The organism is Thiolinea disciformis DSM 14473, assembly GCF_000371925.1.
Lineage (GTDB): Bacteria > Pseudomonadota > Gammaproteobacteria > Thiotrichales > Thiotrichaceae > Thiolinea > Thiolinea disciformis.
The window spans coordinates 14,662-33,456 of sequence record NZ_AQVE01000013.1; the positions used below are offsets into that span (position 1 = coordinate 14,662).

11 protein-coding genes are annotated in these 18,795 nt (G+C 45.8%); 6 read left to right on the forward strand and 5 right to left on the reverse strand.

Annotated features, from left to right (window positions below; all coding sequences use genetic code 11):
* Positions 1–149: 149 nt before the first annotated feature.
* The 5 genes from A3IE_RS0111040 to aldA all read right to left on the reverse strand — a co-directional run bounded on the left by A3IE_RS0111040 (position 150) and on the right by aldA (position 8,088).
* On the reverse strand, positions 150–3,173 hold the full coding sequence (locus A3IE_RS0111040) for an SUMF1/EgtB/PvdO family nonheme iron enzyme (RefSeq protein WP_020395684.1): 3,024 nt from the start codon (positions 3,171–3,173) through the stop codon (positions 150–152).
* A 173-nt stretch (positions 3,174–3,346) separates the two neighbouring features.
* The gene (locus A3IE_RS23395; protein WP_110721462.1) at positions 3,347–3,487 is read right to left on the reverse strand and encodes an SUMF1/EgtB/PvdO family nonheme iron enzyme; all 141 of its coding nucleotides are present in this window, start codon (positions 3,485–3,487) and stop codon (positions 3,347–3,349) included.
* 200 nt (positions 3,488–3,687) lie between these two features.
* A complete protein-coding gene (locus tag A3IE_RS0111045; RefSeq protein ID WP_020395685.1) occupies positions 3,688–5,316 on the reverse strand; it encodes a GMC family oxidoreductase in 1,629 nt (542 codons plus the stop codon).
* Positions 5,297–6,514: a mandelate racemase/muconate lactonizing enzyme family protein gene (locus A3IE_RS0111050; protein ID WP_020395686.1), complete on the reverse strand. Its 1,218-nt coding sequence runs from the start codon at positions 6,512–6,514 to the stop codon at positions 5,297–5,299. The genes A3IE_RS0111045 and A3IE_RS0111050 overlap by 20 nt, the downstream gene beginning before the upstream one ends.
* 149 nt (positions 6,515–6,663) lie before the next feature.
* Positions 6,664–8,088, reverse strand: a complete 1,425-nt coding sequence (gene aldA, locus A3IE_RS0111055) for an aldehyde dehydrogenase (protein WP_020395687.1) — start codon at positions 8,086–8,088, stop codon at positions 6,664–6,666.
* Positions 8,089–8,358: 270 nt separating this feature from the next.
* On the opposite strand from aldA, the gene A3IE_RS0111060 reads away from it, so the two are divergent.
* The 6 genes from A3IE_RS0111060 to A3IE_RS0111085 all read left to right on the forward strand — a co-directional run bounded on the left by A3IE_RS0111060 (position 8,359) and on the right by A3IE_RS0111085 (position 18,770).
* Entirely contained in the window at positions 8,359–10,083 is a 1,725-nt protein-coding gene (locus A3IE_RS0111060; protein WP_020395688.1) for an ABC transporter substrate-binding protein, read from the forward strand.
* A gap of 127 nt (positions 10,084–10,210) precedes the next feature.
* Positions 10,211–11,143, forward strand: a complete 933-nt coding sequence (locus A3IE_RS0111065) for an ABC transporter permease (RefSeq protein ID WP_020395689.1) — start codon at positions 10,211–10,213, stop codon at positions 11,141–11,143.
* Positions 11,144–11,153: 10 nt separating this feature from the next.
* Positions 11,154–12,053: an ABC transporter permease gene (locus A3IE_RS0111070; protein ID WP_020395690.1), complete on the forward strand. Its 900-nt coding sequence runs from the start codon at positions 11,154–11,156 to the stop codon at positions 12,051–12,053.
* 11 nt (positions 12,054–12,064) lie between these two features.
* Positions 12,065–14,152 carry an ABC transporter ATP-binding protein gene (locus A3IE_RS0111075; protein WP_020395691.1) on the forward strand — a complete coding sequence of 696 codons (2,088 nt, stop codon included), beginning with the start codon at positions 12,065–12,067 and terminating at the stop codon, positions 14,150–14,152.
* A 347-nt stretch (positions 14,153–14,499) separates the two neighbouring features.
* The gene (locus A3IE_RS0111080) at positions 14,500–16,581 is read left to right on the forward strand and encodes a catalase (RefSeq protein ID WP_020395692.1); all 2,082 of its coding nucleotides are present in this window, start codon (positions 14,500–14,502) and stop codon (positions 16,579–16,581) included.
* 242 nt (positions 16,582–16,823) lie between these two features.
* Positions 16,824–18,770 carry a PhoX family protein gene (locus A3IE_RS0111085; RefSeq protein ID WP_020395693.1) on the forward strand — a complete coding sequence of 649 codons (1,947 nt, stop codon included), beginning with the start codon at positions 16,824–16,826 and terminating at the stop codon, positions 18,768–18,770.
* The last annotated feature ends 25 nt before the right edge of the window (positions 18,771–18,795 follow it).

The following is an 18,795-nucleotide window of genomic DNA, read 5'->3' on the forward strand; positions in this document are numbered from 1 at the left end:
TGGGATAGCGCTACCAGTCAATACCCTCACCCTAAATCCCTCTCCCCAAGTTAGAGGGACTTTGCAAGCCTGCATTTTTTCGCGCCCCTCTACCTTGGGAGAGGGGATGGGGTGAGGGGCAAATCAGAAAGCAGCATTCAGAAAGCGAATCAGGGAGAATTCAATAACACTCGAAAACCCACGAAGTAGTTTCGATTGTTAGGATGATTCCTATTACGCACCGCACAACGCACATCCTCTGTATTACCGTACCAAGAACAGCCGCGTACAATTTTGAAATCCAAGGTATTTAAATCATTCTGCTTAACCTGCGTCTGCTGATAGTCCTCGCCATAAGGATAAGCGCAATCGTCTATATCATTCCCCCATCTTGAGCTAGTCCACTCCCACACATTGCCTGTCATATCCCACAAATCCAAAGGGTTTGCAGCAAATAAGCCTGCCACGCTTGTACGTTCTAGTTCGCTATCCCGATAATTGGCTTTATTAGGCGCTAATTCACCGCAGGCATAAATCAGGTTGGCAGAGCTACGCGCCGCATATTCCCATTCATCTTCACGCGGCAAACGTATAGTACCGACCTTAGCATATAAGGCAGCAGGCAAAATCTGCTGTTGATGCCGATTTAACCATTCCACATAAGCCAATGCTTCAAACCATGACACACCCACCACAGGATGATTGGCTATATTCCAGTGACTACTTTGCCAAAAATACAGTTGTCGGCGTTGTTTATCTCGCAAAAGCTGTGATTGGTAAGCATCACGCAGATCTTTATTTTTAAGGTTAGCAATTAAAGCTAAATCACCCGACTGATCACCACGCCACCAATCTTGTGCCGCTTGAGGCAATGCCCGCCATAGACTTTCATCTTCATACCCGCCTGCATCAACAAAGGCTTGATATTGCGCATTGGTAATGGGTGAGGCGGTCATATAAAACGGCTGATCAAATACCATGTTCTGTGCTGGCTTTTCATCACCCCAACCATCTTCGCCTTGCGTACCCATTAGGAACTCACCTGTTGGAATTTCACACCATTTGAAATCAGGCAAAGGGAAAGAGCGTTTCGTTTGGGTCGCATAACGAATTACATAAGCATCACGCTGAAACGTTAAGCCCTCTCGTGTATCGCCACAGTGCCCCCAAATCCGTCCCAAACGAGCTTTTTGTGGAATACTTAGGCGGGTGTTATCCCACCATTCTTGTAAATAGTTTTGCAAATCGTGATAAGCCGCGCTTAGCTCAGGATTACGCTTCGCATCTCGACTCACGACTTTTTCTAAACTATTTTCTAATGCTGCCTCACTAAATAAGCTCATCATACCAAGGTGATTATCCACCGCCTCAGCGTCTAAACCGGATAATGGGCGCGATAACACTTGTTGTTTCATTTGCCATAACATGAACTCGGCTTTTTCAATATTCATAGCAAACAAAAACACCTCACGCCACCAGTCGCGTTGTTCTTCGCTACTGATCATTTCGCGTAATATCCGCTCACGACTCATAGAGCGTTCCATGACATAGGCAGCGGTCAAATACTCATGGAAAGACTTATGCACAAAACTTAAATCCTCACCGACCGCCACCAAAATCTGACTACGAAAGCGCAGAAAGTTTTGACAGCTATCTTGGTGTGCAAACCCTAAGCCTGAATATTGTTGCAACTGTGCTTTTAAAGCACTTTCCACAGCATCCACCGAAAATACAATAGTATCCTGCGGCTTCTCCTGAGTTTGTAGCTGTGCAGTCCGATAAGTGTGTTCTGCCAAGGCTTTCATAGCCTCCAGCAAAATACTCGGGTCAAGTTTTAATATTTCCAGTGCTTGACGTTCTTCGACAGACAGGGAGTCTTCATAAGGCAATAATTGTTTATTCCAACGCTCCAATAACAACATCACCGCATGTTGGTATAATTCTGCCCGTGATTCGGGCAAACCGATCTTGGCTTTATCCAATACTAAAATCAAAGTCAGTAATAAAGGTGTTTCGGTTAAGGGGCGAAGTGAAGGGCGTTTGGCAATATTGTTTAATAACTGACGGGCATCACTTTCATACGAAGCTTGCTCTTCTGGCGTGTTGGCTACCCGCTGATACCAATGTTGAATAAAGTACTCATAACGCTGTTGTACACTTAAAGGCTCAAGCTGAAATAAACGAAATCCTAATAAAGCATCATCCCCACCATAGGCATGATTGCGGCTGGTGACAATAATCGCCATATTTTCATAGGTTTTGTGCCGTGCTAATGCTTGAATCGCTTCCAATAATAGTTGGCGGCGGCTACGTTGTTCAGCTTGTTCATGTGAATTAGAGACCTCATCCAAACCATCTAAGATTAATACGCCAGAGCGTTCAAAGTCTGTTCGGAAGCTTTCCCACATTAGTTTTAAATTATGCTCATCGACTGCTATCACTTGCCGAACATGCACTTCAACCTGTTGGCGCACAAAGTGCATTAACTGCTGACTTAAATCACTAGACTCAAAAATCTTGCTGCCGATTTCACGCAATAAAATCCGCACCACAGGTCGACGTTGCCACTGTGGCGGTAAAGTAGGTGTTAGTTCTTTTCCATGATGGCTTTCAATCAAACTAAAGCAAAGATAATTGATAAAGCTACTCTTGCCCGAACCGACATCACCACGCACCACCATGCGTTTTAGACCTTGCTCTTGTAAATGCGCCAATAATAATTTGGATTCACGTAGAGATTGGTGAGCTAATCCATCCGATTTATCAGTGTTGTCTGGCTGAATCTCATACGCCAGTAAATCCACATAAACATCTGCCAACGACACTTGAATTCGTGCTTTTTCTGCATTGGACTGGCTATCACGGAAACTACCTAAATCATAGCGTTGGCAAGCTTGGGATAAATGTTCGTAATAATATTGTTCGAGTTGCGAGGGATTAATGACTGGTAATTGAACAACAGAGAGTGAGGTTTGTTCGGGTTTCTTTTTGAAGAAAAAATACCAGACTGCTAATAGCGCTACAAAAAACGTAGGAACAACAGCTGTTAATAAAGAGCCTAATGCCTCAATACTTTGAATATTCGCCCAAAACCAAGCCCCCCACCCCATAACAGGTTCAGCAGGTTTGGCTAATTCATCAGCCAACGCCAAACTTGGGAATACTACCCAGCAAACCAGCCACCACTTTTGCATAAGACACCCTCAATAAAACCCCACACCGCACCACTCAAGGTAGGATGTGAGGTAACTTTGCTATTTGACCGATCTAAGGATGCGATTAGGACTAGAGCAAGCTGGTTTAAGCCTTGCAGAACCGTGGGCTATCCGTAAATAAACCCATCTATCTACCGCCTACAAGCATTAAACTATGGAGAATGCAATAACACTCGAAAACCCACGTTGTTGTTTCGATTGTTAGGATGATTCCTATTGCGCACCGCACAACGCACATTCTCTGTATTATTGTTCCAAGAACCGCCGCGAATTGCCCCAGCCCTAAGTATCATAAAGGAAATCCATTTAATCTGCTTAGGGGACGCTATAGAAAAGAGATAACGATTTTCCACAAGGGTATCTGCTAAAATAAAGCGTGTTTATATAAGGTTTTGAAAGAGATTTAACCATGTTGCAAACAATTAAGGTGCACAGCTTTTAAACGCCGACACGCTTAAAGTTTCCTAAATATCCTGTTTCTATATAAAACGGACTAGTTTGCCTGCAACATCAAATCCGACGCCCGTTCTGCCACCATCATCACCGGTGCATTGATATTCCCTGAAGTCACATTGGGGAAGATAGAAGCATCCACGACTCTTAAAGCTTGCACACCATGCACTCTTAGTTGGCTATCCACGACTGAATCAGTAGCGTCTTTGCCCATGGCACAAGTCCCGCACAAGTGATAAATCGAGCCACAATTAGCACGGAAGAAGTCTAACAATTCTGCATCGGTTTGTAGTTGCTGCCCCGGAATGGTTTCGTCAGTAATGATATTCTGCAAGGCTTGAGTTTGGACGATTCGGCGCATTAAACGGCTACCGGCAAGTGCTTCTTGAATATCTTGCTCAGTGCTCAGGTAGTTAGGGTTAATGGCAGGTTTTTCATGGCTATCAGGGCTTATAGCATGGATACTGCCGCGGCTGCTGGGGCGACACGCTGCAATTGCCAATAAAACACCCGGATAGGGGTCGGTTTTGATTGCAACTTTGCCATCTTTAGGGATGGTGTAAGACAAAGGATTAAAATAAAGCTGGATATTAGGGTTTGCTAAGTTAGCATCAGTTTTAAAAAAGCCACCCGTTTGATTCACGCTTAGAGCCAATGGTCCGGTTCTAAACAACAGGTATTGCAAGCCCATTTTGGCCTGCTCAAATAGCGAATTAAAACGCTCATTTAGAGTCGGTACATTGGTTTTATAATAGTAGCTTGCGCATAAGTGATCTTGCAGGCGTTCACCCACTTGCGGCAAATGCTGCACAGTTTGAATGCCTAAAGCTTGTAGATGTTCACCATTACCAATACCTGATAATTCCAATAGTTTCGGGCTTTCTACTACACCTGCACTAATAATAATTTCTCGCCGTGCATGATAGCTTGCAGGTTCGTTTACGTGACGAACTTGCACAGCAATCGCACGTTTGTTTTCATCAAATACAATGCGTTCAACTAATACTTCAGTTTGTACGGTTAAATTGCTGCGTTTTAAAGCGGGTTGCAAATAAGCGCGTGAACTAGAATCGCGTATTCCTCGGTCGATATTCACATCATAAACACCGAAACCTTCTAACTGCTGACCATTAAAATCTGCATTTTCGGGGTAGCCTAACTCACGGCAAGCCGCCAAAAAGTTTTCACACACAGGATGCATTCCCGAGCGCAAGGAATTGATGTGAATCTTGCCACTGTGTCCATGCCAATCACTTTTAGGATTCCAATGCGTTTCTAGGCGTTTGAAGTAGGGTAGGATGGACTGATAAGACCAGCCAGCATCGCCTGTGGCACTTGCCCAATCATCAAAGTCTTGGGCAGCACCACGCACATAAATCATTGCATTAATTGCGCCCGAACCACCACGTACTTTGCCCCGTGGCACATACAGATTACGCTGCTCTAGTTCGTTTTGCGGCGTGGTGTAATACATCCAGTTATAGCGCGGGTTGTAATACAATTTGCCATAGCCCATCGGCATTTTGAACCACGGATGATCGTCGGTTTTGCCAGCTTCCAATAAGAGCACGGTAAATTCACCCGAAGCACTCAAGCGTTCCGCAAGAATGCAGCCTGCTGAACCTGCGCCAACAATAATATAATCGTATTCAACCTTTGGCTGGAGCATCGTCTTTCACATCATAGGGTTTAGGGTGCATTTGTAGGTGTAAGCGTTCGCCGGTGTAGGGGCTGTGGGCTGCAACAACCTCCCAATTCACGTCAATGCCCAAGCCTGCTGTGGTGGGGGGGATAATATAACCATCCTCCCAATGAATCGGTTTATGCAATATTTCCGCATAAAAACCACCCCAAGTTTCGATACTTTCTTGAATGAGGAAATTGGGGGTGGCAGCAGCTAATTGAATGCTAGCTGCTGCACCGACTGGGCCATTGTAAAGGTGTGGAGCAATTTGTGCGTAATACACTTCCGCGATACTTGCGATTTTTTTCGCTTCCAGAATCCCGCCCACACGCCCCAAATTCATTTGTAAGATGCTTGCCCCCCCTGCTTGTAACAGTGCAGCAAACTCATATTTGCTGGTTAAGCGCTCACCCGCTGCAATCGGAATCGTGGTTTTGCGCGCAACTTCGGCCATTGCTTCAGGCTGACCTGGGGGAACCGGTTCTTCAAACCATAATGGGTCATAAGTTTCTAAACGCTTAGCCAGTCTGATGGCAGAGGCAGGTGTCATTTGACCGTGCGTACCAAATAAAATATCGCATTGATCACCCACCGCCTCCCGAATCAATTTACAAAATAGCTCGGAGCGCTGCATCACTTCCAAGGAAATATGATGTCCAGAATACGCGGTATAAGGCCCTGCGGGATCAAACTTGACAGCGGTAAAACCTTTTTTAAGATTTTCCGCTGCACTTTCTGCTGCCAAATAAGGGTCGCTGTAATCATATTCACCAGCGGTATTTTTCGGGTAAAGGTAGGTATAGCAGCGCAGCTTTTCATTAACCTTTCCACCAATCAATTGATAAACCGGCTGATTGGCGGCTTTACCGATAATATCCCAGCAGGCCATTTCTAAACCGCTCATGATACCCATCATGCTTAAGTCAGGGCGTTGGGTAAAACCACTGGAATAGCATTGACGATAAAAGCGCTCGATATGGTGTGGGTCGTGTCCATATAAATAACGTTGGAACACATCCTCAATCATGTGAATTTGGGCGGAAGGGTGAAAGGTGACGGAATAAATTTCCCCCACACCTTCAATGCCACACGCTGTTTTGAGGCGTACAAAAATCCAATACATGCCACCAATGTGCGGAGAGGGTGTGGCAACAATATAGGTTTTTAGTTCTGTGATTTTCATACTTCACCCGAATGATTATACGGTATCAGATAGGCAAGTTTGTGAGAGTTTTCCTAGAGCCTCGGCCGCATGGATGCGGCTGTGGAGCCTACATGGAGGTATTCACGGCGACTCTAGGAAAATTGCTCACAAACTTAAGCCCTACCACGTTAAGCAAAATTCAAGGCCACCATGCGTGTCTGGGTAAACTCTAACATGCCATGTTTACCATCATCGCCACCTAAGCCCGACTTTTTCCAGCCCGCATGATACCCTTGGTAAGGGTCGGCAGGGGTGCGATTAATATATAACTCACCCGCTTCAATGCTGGTTGCCACACGCATCACATCTTTATAGCGATTGGTAAATAAGACAGAAGCTAAGCCATATTGATGATCATTGGCTAAAGCTAAGGCTTCGTCCAAGTGCTCATAAGGCATAACACACAGTACCGGCGCAAAAGTTTCTTCCTGCATCACAGCCATCGAATGATTGACCTTAGAGAGTAAAGTCGCTGGATAGAAGTAGCCTTTGTCTTCAGGTAAATAGCCACCCGTTTCACAAACAGCGCCAGCAGCTAGGGCAGCTTGTACTAATTGATGAGTGCGAATTTGCGCCGCTTTATTAATCAAAGGTCCCATGAGTTGCGGCTGCTCTAAACGATTACCAAAAGCACGTTGCTGCATACCGGTTTTGAGTAGCTCTAAAAAGGGTGCATAGACTTTTTGTTGCACATAAACGCGTTCTACCGCCGTACAAAGTTGCCCGCAATGTGTGGTTTTGGAGTTAATAATTGCAGTGGCTGCGGCTGCTAAGTCCGCATCATCCGCCACAATCGCTGGGGTTTTGCCACCTAATTCTAACGAGACTTTGGTGATATGCGTTTTGCTGTAATCCAATACTTGCCGACCTGCTTCGACGCTACCCGTGAGTGAGATGATGCCCACTTCAGGCTGGCGGCAAAGCGTGGCACACACTTCATGATCCATCACTGCGATTTGTACAACACTGGCTGGTAAACCTGCTTTTTCAATGGTTTTGCCCAAAGCAAGCGCAGAGCAGGGGGTATGATTGCTGGGGCGCACAATTGCAGTATTACCCGTGATGAGAGCTGGGGCTAATTTGCGCAGTAACGTATAAATCGGGTAATTAAAGGGAATTAAACACACGGCCACGCCTAATGGTTCACGCATTAAGAGTAATTGCTCTGTAGCACTATCGCTGGGGATGACTTCGCCTTCAATGCGCCGACTCCATTCAGCATGATAGCGTGTAATTTCTGCCCCATAGCGGACTTCAGCTTCCGCTTCGGCAAGACTTTTACCGGACTCAAGTGCTAACACAGCACCAATTTCACTAGCATCTTGGATGATTTGATCGGCTAGCTTATTCAAATAGGCAGCGCGCTCATAGCTGGCTAGTTTAGACCACGCTTTTTGGGCTTGGCTTGCGGTTGTTAGAGCGCTTAGTGTTTGTGCTTCACTCGCAAGATTGAGTTTACTTACTAGGGTTTCTGTAGCGGGATTGTCGATTGGTAGTATATGGCCTTCACCTTTGATCCACTGATTATCAATATAGTGTTGGTTATGCGTCACAGCCGCCTCCTGAGTAAATATCACCGACTTGTTAGGGCGTAATGTGTGCTGTTTAATACCTAAAGGCAAGTTTTAGCTGATCCTGCTAGGGCATATCAGTTTTGTGCAAAAGCGTATTAGTCATCAGTTGATTAAATATGCAAGTCTTAGTGGCTAATGGTGGCTTTCTTGAACTTGCCACTCTAAAGGAGTAGCATCGAGCCACTCTCTACCTCTACGCCTTCGTTTTTCAATCGAATCAATTAGTAGCCGAACTGGAGGAGAAACGTTATGCCTAAATTTCCGGAAACCGATAAGCACCCAATGATCCCAGTGCTTATCGATGACCTTAGCAACAAAAAAATTTCTCGACGCGAGTTTCTGCGCACCACCACTTTATTAGGAATGTCCGCAGCGGCTGCTTATACGACAGCGGGTGCTATTCTAGGTGAATTGTTAGTCAATCCGGTAATGGCTGCTACTGAGCCTACACCGAAAAAAGGCGGCATTCTCAAGGTTTCTATGCCAGTTCAAGAAATTACCGATCCCGCTTTATATGATTGGACAGAGAAATCGAATATCACGCGGCAGTTCTTAGAATATTTAACTATTACTGGGCCTGATAATGTCACTCGTCCCATGTTGGCAGAAAGTTGGGAAGCTAATGCTGATTTAACCGAATGGACATTTAAGCTGCGTAAAGATGTGAAATGGAGCAATGGCGATCAGTTTAATGCCGACGATGTAGTCTTCAATTTTACACGTTGGCTTGACCCTAAAACGGGGTCGTCGAATATCGGTTTATTCTCCGCCATGGTAAAGGATGTTGATAAGGGCGAGAAGGATAAAGACGGTAAGCCTAAGATGAGTAAAGAGATGATCGAGGGCGCGATCACGAAAGTGGATGACTTTACCGTCAAGCTCAAAATGAGTACTCCTCAATTAGCTATCCCTGAAAATCTCTATAACTATCCTACCGCGATTGTACATCGTAACTTTGAGAAGGATGGAAAGGATTTAAGCAAAAAACCCATTGGCACAGGGCCTTATAAGCTGGATAAGTACAAAGTTGGCGAAATCGCTATTCTCAAGCGTGCTGATCAGCCATATTGGGGTGGTGATGTCTATTTAGATGAAATCCACTATATCGACCACGGCCCCGCTTCAACGGCACAATTAGCCGCCTTTGCGTCTAGTCAAGTCGATATGATTTATGAGTTTGACATTGCCTCTTATGCACTAGCCGAAAGCGTCCCCAATGCGACTATCTATCCAGCCCAAACCGCACAAACGGGCTGTATTCGGATGCGGGTGAGTGAAAAACCTTACGACAATAAGAAGCTACGCCAAGCAGTTCAAGCTTGCGTGGATGCCGATAAATATATTCAAACGATTTATCAAGGCAAGGGCGGTTTCGTTGGTGAGCATCACCATGTCAGCCCGATTCATCCTGAGTATTTTGAGCTACCTAAGCTCAAACAAGACTACGATAAAGCGAAAAAACTCTTGGCAGAAGCTGGTTATAAGGATGGTGTTGAGCTGACTCTAGACTGTGGCAATACCAATGGTCCTTGGCAGCAACAGGCTTGTGAAATTCTTAAGCAACAATGTGAGCCCGCCGGTATTAAGATTAAGATCAATCTGATGCCAGCGGCGAAATATTGGGAAATTTGGGATAAGACGGCATTCGGTATTACCGCTTGGACGCACCGTCCTTTAGGTACCATGGTCATGAGTGTGGCTTATCGTGCAGGCGTGCCTTGGAATGAAACCAACTACAACAATCCTGAGTTTGAAGCGGCTTTAAATAAAGCGGAAGCCCTGATTGATGTAGAAAAGCGCAAAGAAGCCATGAAAGACGTGCAGCGCATTTTGCAAGAAGATGCGGTGATTGTGCAGCCTTTGTGGCAGTCTAATTTTTTCGTGGCCTCGAACAAAGTTAAAGGCTTGAAGGCACATCCAACGCAATATCATCAATTTAGTACCCCATATAACAAAGTCTGGATTGATGCCTAAGTTCTCGTTCTAAACTAAAAGCTCGCTTTTAGCGGGCTTTTAGTTTTGCCACCATAAAGCCACAGTGGCTGTTTCTGCATGACCTAGCAGAAGGAGGGCAGCAAGGCTGTGAGAGGAGTGTTAGCTTATGATCGTATTAGCTGGAAAACGGCTATTAGCGATGCTGCTGATCATGTTGGTCGTGTCGTTTATTCTCTTTTCCCTATTTGAATCTGATAAAATGGCCGTCGCCGGTAAAGTACTCGGTGCTTATTCGTCGTTAGAACAGCGCGAATTATGGCTGACCCAAAATGGCTATGATGCACCATTTTTAGAACGCTATCTGCAATGGGTAGGCGGTGCATTACACGGTGATTTTGGCAATTCCTTGCAATATAAAGTCCCTGTCTCAGAGTTGCTTGCCGACCGTCTCAAAAACACAGGCATACTAACCCTAGTATTCTTTCTAATCATGATCCCGCTTTCACTCACCTTGGGCGTCTTGGCAGGGATGAAAGAGGGCTCATGGCTCGACCGTGTTATCTCTGTGGTTGCGGTGCTGACCACGTCGATTCCTGAGTTTGTTACCGCTACTTTCTTAACCGGCGTATTTGTTTATTCATGGCATTTGTTGCCCGGCACCTCCAGTATGACCGGTGGCTTTAGTTGGAAAGAACTCATCCTGCCTGTCATGGTTTTGGTGATTTATGACTTTGGCTATGTCACACGCATGACCCGCGCTTCGATGGCGGAGGTCATGACCTCACAATATATCCGCACGGCTGTGCTCAAGGGCTTACCTTATAAGCGTGTGATTATGCGTCATGCTTTGCGTAATGCCTTGATTGCTCCTTTTACGGTTATTGTCTTGCAACTCAACTGGCTACTGTCTGGTCTAGTCGTAGTGGAGGTATTTTTTGCTTATAAGGGCTTCGGCTATTTGTTGGTCGATGCGGCTTTATTTGGTGACATTTACGTGATTGAGGCCTGTGTGCTGGTCGCTGTATTTGTGGCGGTATTCTCACAATTTATTTCAGATATTGGCTACACCTTATTGAATCCACGGATTCGTTTTAGCTAGGAGCAAGCTTATGAGTTCAAGTGTGAAATTGGAGGATGAAAAAGCTCCGGTTAAACGCGAAGCCGGTTTAAAACTTTTTTTCAAACGCCTCGCCTTGATTCGTGAATCACCGGTCGGCATGGTTGGTGCTGCTTTAATTTTATTTTGGGTAGTGATGGCAGTATTAGCACCCGTTTTGCCCTTATATGATCCTAATGCGATTATGGCTCCCTTCCAAAAAATCGGTGCAGCCGCACCAGATGGCGGTACATTCTGGTTGGGCACTGACCATAAAGGCCGCGATATTTTATCGCGTATTATTTGGGGGGCACAAAAAGTCTTGATTTGGGCTACTTTTGCTACCTTTGTGGCTTATGTGGTCGGTATGCTGATGGGCGTATTGGCGGGTTATAAAGGCGGCTGGGCTGATGAAATAGTATCCTTCATTGCCAATATTTTCTTATCTTTTCCCTTTATTATTCTCTGTATCATTATTGTCGCAACCTTAGGCGCAAGTGGTTGGACAGTCGTCGTTGCAGTCACTTTTGCTTCAGCACCGCAAATTATGCGCATTGTGCGTGGCTTGGTACTCGATTTAAAAACACGTGATTATATTTTTGCGGCACAAACGCGTGGCGAAACCCCTTGGTACATTATGTTGGTGGAGTTGTTACCCAATGCGCGGGGGCCGTTAATTGTCGATGCGTGCTTGCGTTTGGGCTATACCGTCGTGGCCATCGCGACTTTGGGCTTTTTGGGCTTAGGCTTACCCCCGCCTGATCCTGACTGGGGTTTGATGCTCAAGGAAGCTGTACCTTTGGGTGCATTTGCTGGGCATACCATGTATTTACCCGCTGCCGCTTTAGCCTCCTTAATCTTGGGTTTTAACTTGCTGGCGGATGGTCTACGAGAAATCTCACTACGGGATTAAGGAGTAAAAGCATGTCGAATACTAAAGCCCTTACTCCAGTCTTGGAGTGTAAAAACGTCAATATTTCTTACTATACTCGTGCAGGCGAAATTCCAGCGGTCATTGATTTTAATCTTACGCTAATGCCGGGCGAGTCGATTGGTATCGTTGGCGAATCCGGTTGCGGCAAGTCTACGGTAGCGCTAGCCATCATGAATTACATGGGCAAAAATGGGCGTGTGAAAAGTGGGCAGATTCTTTTCAATGGTCGTGATTTGCAACAAATGAACGACGAAGAATTGCGCCGTATTCGGGGTTCGCAAATCAGTATGGTGTATCAAGAGCCTATGGCTTCTTTGAATCCCTCGATGAAGATTGGCGAACAGTTGATTGAAGTGCCGCTGTATCATGAAAATGTGAGTGAGGCCGAAGCTAGTCAACGTGCTAAAGAAATGCTTGCCGCTGTGCGTTTGCCCGATCCGCAACGCATTATGGACGCTTATCCGCATCAAATTTCAGGTGGACAACAACAGCGCGTCGTCATCGCGATGGCCTTATTGTCTAAACCGGCTTTGCTCCTGTTAGATGAGCCAACTACTGCACTGGATGTGACCGTTGAAGCGGGTATTGTGCAGTTGATTAAGGACATTTCTAAGCAGTTCGGTACCTCAATGATTTATATTTCGCACAATCTCGGTCTAATACTGGAGACTTGTGATCGCATAACAGTGATGTATTCGGGTGAGGCGGTTGAATCGGGTTCGGTACAAACCGTCTTCAATGAAATGCGCCATCCTTATACACGCGGTTTGTTTGCTTCGATTCCCTTGCCCGGCACTAATAAACATTCACGCCCTTTAGTGCCGATTCGCGGACAATTACCGCTGCCACAACATCGCCCCCAAGGTTGTTATTTCGGCCCTCGTTGTGACTTTTTCCAAGAAGGGCGCTGTGCTAATAAAGCCGGTGTTCACATGCAGCCTGTACCGAATGAAGACAGACATGATGTGCGCTGCGTGCGTTTTGAGGACATTGATTGGGCAAGTCATCGTCCCGTGGGCTTGAGTGGTGAGCAGGCAGATATTGGCAAAGTTGTACTGGAAGTGAATCACATGAAAAAGTACTACAGCCTTAAAGATGCTTCCCTCATGGCATTGATCAAGGGTAAAAAAGTCCAATATGTGAAGGCAAACGAGGATATTAATCTGATTGCCCATGAGGCCGAAACAGTTGCGATTGTGGGGGAGTCAGGTTGTGGCAAATCAACGTTCGCTAAAGTATTAATGGGCTTAGAAGAGGCTACTGCGGGCGAGGTCAAACTCAATAATGTCGATATTAGTAAATTACCAGTCGAGCAACGCAAAGCCCAAATGGTGTCCTTGTTGCAAATGGTGTTCCAAAATCCCTTTGATACGTTGAATCCCAGTCACACAGTGGGTTCACAAATTGCACGTGTGATTAAAAAATTTGGTATTGAGCAAGACCCTGAAAAGATTAATCAGCGGGTGATGGAGTTACTTGATTTAGTGAAATTGCCGCGTGATTTTGCTAAGCGGCGGCCTCGGCAATTGTCCGGTGGACAAAAGCAAAGAATTGGCATTGCACGCGCCTTTGCAGGTCGACCCTCCTTAGTAGTGGCTGATGAGCCTGTATCTGCACTGGATGTGTCGGTACAAGCGGCGGTGACCGGTTTATTGACTGATATTCAACGTAATTTGAAAACCACTTTGTTATTTATTAGCCATGATTTATCAGTGGTACGCTATGTATCCGATCGGATTGTGGTGATGTACCTAGGGCGGATTATGGAGCAGGGTACAACCGATGAGATTTTCAATCCGCCGTATCATCCTTATACCGAGGCTTTGCTGTCTGCTATTCCGATTGCTGATACGTCAGTGAAAAAACGCCATATTGTGTTGGAGGGTGAACTACCTTCGCCCGTGAATCCACCCTCAGGCTGTCCTTTCCAAACGCGTTGCCCGCGTAAAATTGGTGCTATTTGTGAAGCACAAATGCCGCCCTTACAACAAACTGACACGGGACATGCGATTCTTTGTCATATTCCACTGAGTGAATTGAGTAAGGTTGAGCAAGTTATTCAGATGGATGCAGCTTGAAAGGACGTAGTTATAAGAAACTCAGCAGGAGGCTGAGTTTTTAGCAAGTAAGTAGGCTGTTGTAGAGTGTTTTATGGGATAGGTAAACCTTTAACCCATCCTTGTAAAGTGTTTACGCCTATTAAAAGCGAATACTTTCCACTTCTGCTCAAGGTGTTCTTATTGCGTTCTTTATCATTGAAAGCATCAGTGTCTTTGGGAAGAATAGCAATCAAACATAGTTAATCGCTGTGTTTTTAACAACTAGAGTTTTCCCTGATTTCGTGTAAGGCAAATGTAAGGTAATGCAATTCGCTATTAGACTACTTACTTGAGCAATGTGTTAATGATTAACCAAGGGTCGTAACATGGATAAGCAAATGCTGAAGAGCACCGTGCAAGGTAATGCGGGCGAAACCCACCAACAAGCACAGGGTGATACCCCTAATCTCACGACCACTACAGGCATCGTGGTGGCGGATAATCAAAATCAGTTGAGCGCTGGCACTCGTGGTCCTGTCCTGATTGAAGATCATATTTATCGTGACAAACTGGCGCATTTTGATCGTGAGCGTATCCCCGAGCGCGTCGTACACGCCCGTGGTTATGGCGCGCACGGTTATTTTGAGGCGTATGAAGATTTATCGGCTGTTACGATGGCAGCCCCTTTCCAAGCTAAAGGCAAAAAAACGCCTGTCTTCATGCGTATTTCTACCGTGGCAGGTAGCAAAGGTTCGGCCGATTTAGCACGTGATGTGCGCGGTTTTTCGATTAAGTTTTATACTGATGCAGGAAATTGGGACATTGTCGGCAATAACATTCCCGTGTTCTTCATTCAAGATGCCATGAAGTTTCCTGATTTGGTGCACTCGGTTAAACCCGAGCCTGATAGTGAATTCCCACAAGCACAATCGGCGCACGATAATTTCTGGGATTTCGTATCTCTGACGCCAGAAGCCACTCATATGTTGATGTGGATTATGTCAGATCGCACTATTCCGCGTTCGTTACGCTTTATCGAAGGCTTTGGCGTACACACCTTCCGCCTCGTGAATAGCAAGGGCGAAGGTAAATTTGTGAAATTCCACTTCAAACCCAAAGCTGGTTTGCAGTCAGTGGTGTGGAATGAGGCAGTCAAAATCAATGGTGCAGACCCTGATTTCCATCGTCGTGATATGTGGGAAACCTTGAATAAAGGCGACACGATTGAATGGGAAATGGGCATGCAAATCTTCGATGATGCCTTTGCTGAGCAATTCGACTTCGATGTGCTAGACCCCACTAAACTGATTCCAGAAGAACAATGTCCTGTGAAAATCGTTGGGCGTTTGGTCTTGGATCGTCCGATGGAAAATGCCTTTGCGGAGGCCGAATTAGTCGCCGTTTGCCCACAGAATATTATTCCTGGCATTGACTTCAGTAATGATCCTTTATTGCAAGGTCGTACCTTCTCGTATCACGACACGCAGCTTTATCGCTTAGGCACACCAAATTTCAATCAGTTTGAAATCAATGCGCCCAAATGCCCGATGCATAATTTGATGCAAGATGGATTTGCCGCGCGTGCAGGTCATCAACCCAAAGGTCGAGTCAATTACGAGCCCAATAGTTGGGGCGGACCACGGGAAAATCCGAAAGTAGGTTTCCACTCCTATGCAGAACCGCTAGAAGGTACTAAAACCCGTATTCGTCCTGAAAGTTTTGCTGATCACTATAGCCAAGCGCGTCAATTCTTTATCAGCCAAACCGAAACCGAGCAAACGCACATTATCAATGCTTTTGTATTTGAACTCAGTAAGGTCAAGCGCGCGGATATTCGTGAACGTGTGATTAGCCGCTTACTCCATGTGGATAAGGATTTAGCCAAAACTATCGCTACCAAGTTGGGCATGGATAAATTGCCTGATCCAGCACCTGCGGCGGTTAAACCTAAAGATCTGAAAGCATCAGATGCACTCAGTATCCTTAAAAATGGCCCTGATTCCTTCAAAGGTCGCAAATTGGGTGTGTTAGTCACGGATGGTACGGATGCCAAGGTATTTAATGCTTTGAAAAATGCTGCTGAGGCGGCAGGTGCAAGTGTAGCAGTGATTGCGCCTAAGATTGGTGGTGTGAACTTGAGTGATGGTAAACACTTGCCCGCCGATGAGAAAGTTGGTGGTGGCCCTTCTGTATTATTTGATGCGGTAGCCGTACTGCCCGCGAAGGCAGAGGCTGATAAGCTCAAAGACGATAGTGCCACGAAAGACTTTGTCGCGGACGCCTTCGCTCACTGCAAATTTATTGCGTATGTAGCCGATACTATGCCGATTTTTGAAGCCGTCAGTATTGATAAAGCCTTAGATGCTGCCTGCCATGAAATCAAAGCAGATGGCGATGCTAAAGCCTTTATTAAGGAATGCGGTAAATTACGCTTCTGGGATCGTGAACCGAAAGTGAGTAAGGTTTAAGACGCTATTCACAGCATTAGGCTAACTCACGATTTCCTAACAACTTGAGTAGCAGCCCGTTGTAGAGTGCTTGACAGTATTGCCTAAGCATCTCTACACATGGCTGCTATTCTTATGTTGAGCCTAGCTTGGCTTGCATGAATTTTTTATGACAAGCGCTATACCTGCCGACTAGGTCATGGATTTGTCACAATTCCTCGTTCTAATCATAAGCCTATTTGAATTCAGCTAGGGATGAAACCATGAGCCAGTACGACGATCACGATTACTCCAGCCATTTAAAAAATACCGATTCGGAGTTTAGCCAATTAGTCGAAAGCGCTATGAGTCGTCGCCAGTTTCTGCGCAAGGCAGGCTTGGCTGGCTTAGGTGCATTTTTCATAACTAGCCCTTTAAGCCAAGCGATCGCCGAGTCAAGCAGTGCTGCTACGGCGACTACTGAAGCAGCGAAGCCTAGTGTTAGTACCTTAATGGGCTTCAAAGCTATTCCCATGAGTACCGCTGATACGGTTGTTGTGCCAGAGGGCTATAAATATGAAGTTTTAGTGTCGTGGGGCGATCCCATGTTTGCGGATGCACCGGCGTTCGATGCGGCTGGAAAAACCCCTGCGAGTGCTCAAGAAAAGCAATTTGGTGACAACAATGACGGCATGACTTTTTTCCCGATTGACGAAAATCGGGGCGTGTTGGCAGTGAATAATGAGTATATCAATCCGGAGTTGATGTTCGCACATCAGGGTAAGGAAATGAGTGCGGATGATGTCAAAACGGCTCAAGCTGCCCACGGTGTGAGCATTATTGAGGTGGTTAAGCAAGATGGACGTTGGGTGTTGGATAAAGCGGGTAAATTGAATCGACGCATTACTGCTAACACTCCTACGGAATTAAGTGGCCCTGCAGCGGGGCATGCTTTGTTGAAAACCCGTGCTGATGCCACGGGAACTAAAGTGCTGGGCACGATGAATAATTGTGCGAATGGACAAACACCTTGGGGCACTTATCTCACGTGTGAGGAAAACTTCAATAATTATTTTGGCACAGCCGATGCCGCTTTCAAGCCTGATGAAATGATGGAGCGCTATGGCATTGAACTAGAAGAAAAGCGTTATCAATGGAGCAAATTCGACGAGCGCTTTGATATTGCGAAACATCCGAATGAAATGAACCGTTTTGGTTGGGTGGTAGAAATTGATCCCATGAATCCGGCTTCAACGCCCAAAAAGCGTACTGCTTTAGGTCATATTAAACATGAGAATGCTGCTTTAGTGGTGAATAACGATGGTCGCGTCGTTGTGTATATGGGCGATGATGAGCGTGGCGAGTATTTATACAAATTCGTCTCTACGGGTAAGTACAACGCCAATGATAAAGCGGCTAATGCGAATTTACTGGATGAAGGCACGCTCTATGTCGCGAAGTTCAACGCGGCAAATAATGAATTAAAAGGCAAAGGCGAGTGGCTGGAATTAACGCATGGCAAAAATGGCTTAACCGCTGACAATGGTTTTGCGGATCAAGGTGAAGTCTTGATTAAAACCCGTCAAGCGGCGACGAAAGCCGGTGGCACAACGATGGATCGCCCTGAGTGGGTTGCAGTGCATCCGAGCAATAATACGGTGTTCTGTACACTGACTAATAATAAAAATCGCGGCAAGAAAGATAATCAGCCCGTAGACGGTGTCAATCCACGCTCTGAAAATCCCTATGGACATATTGTGCGTTGGCAGCCGACGGGTAGTGATCATGCCGCCACTAGCTTTGACTGGGATTTATTCGTGCTAGCGGGCAATCCAACTGTGCATAAAGAAGGACTAATGGCAGGTAGTTCGAATATCACGGCTGAAAATATGTTTAATAGTCCTGATGGTTTGGGATTTGATAAAGACGGACGCTTGTGGATTCAAACGGATGGTAATTATAAAAATGAAAAAGAATTTGCCGGTATGGGCAATAATCAAATGCTTTGTGCCGACCCCAGCACAGGTGAAATTCGCCGCTTCTTAACAGGACCAGTGGCTTGTGAGGTGACAGGGTTAACCTTTACTCCAGATTACAAAGCCATGTTTGTGGGCATTCAACATCCGGGCGAAGATTTATTAGTTTCACATTTTCCAGCCGGTGGTGAGAGTAAGCCGCGTTCTTCAGTGTTGGTGATTACGCGTGTGGATGGCGGGGTGATTGGTAGTTAAGTTTATCCCTTTCAAGCTCCCCTGA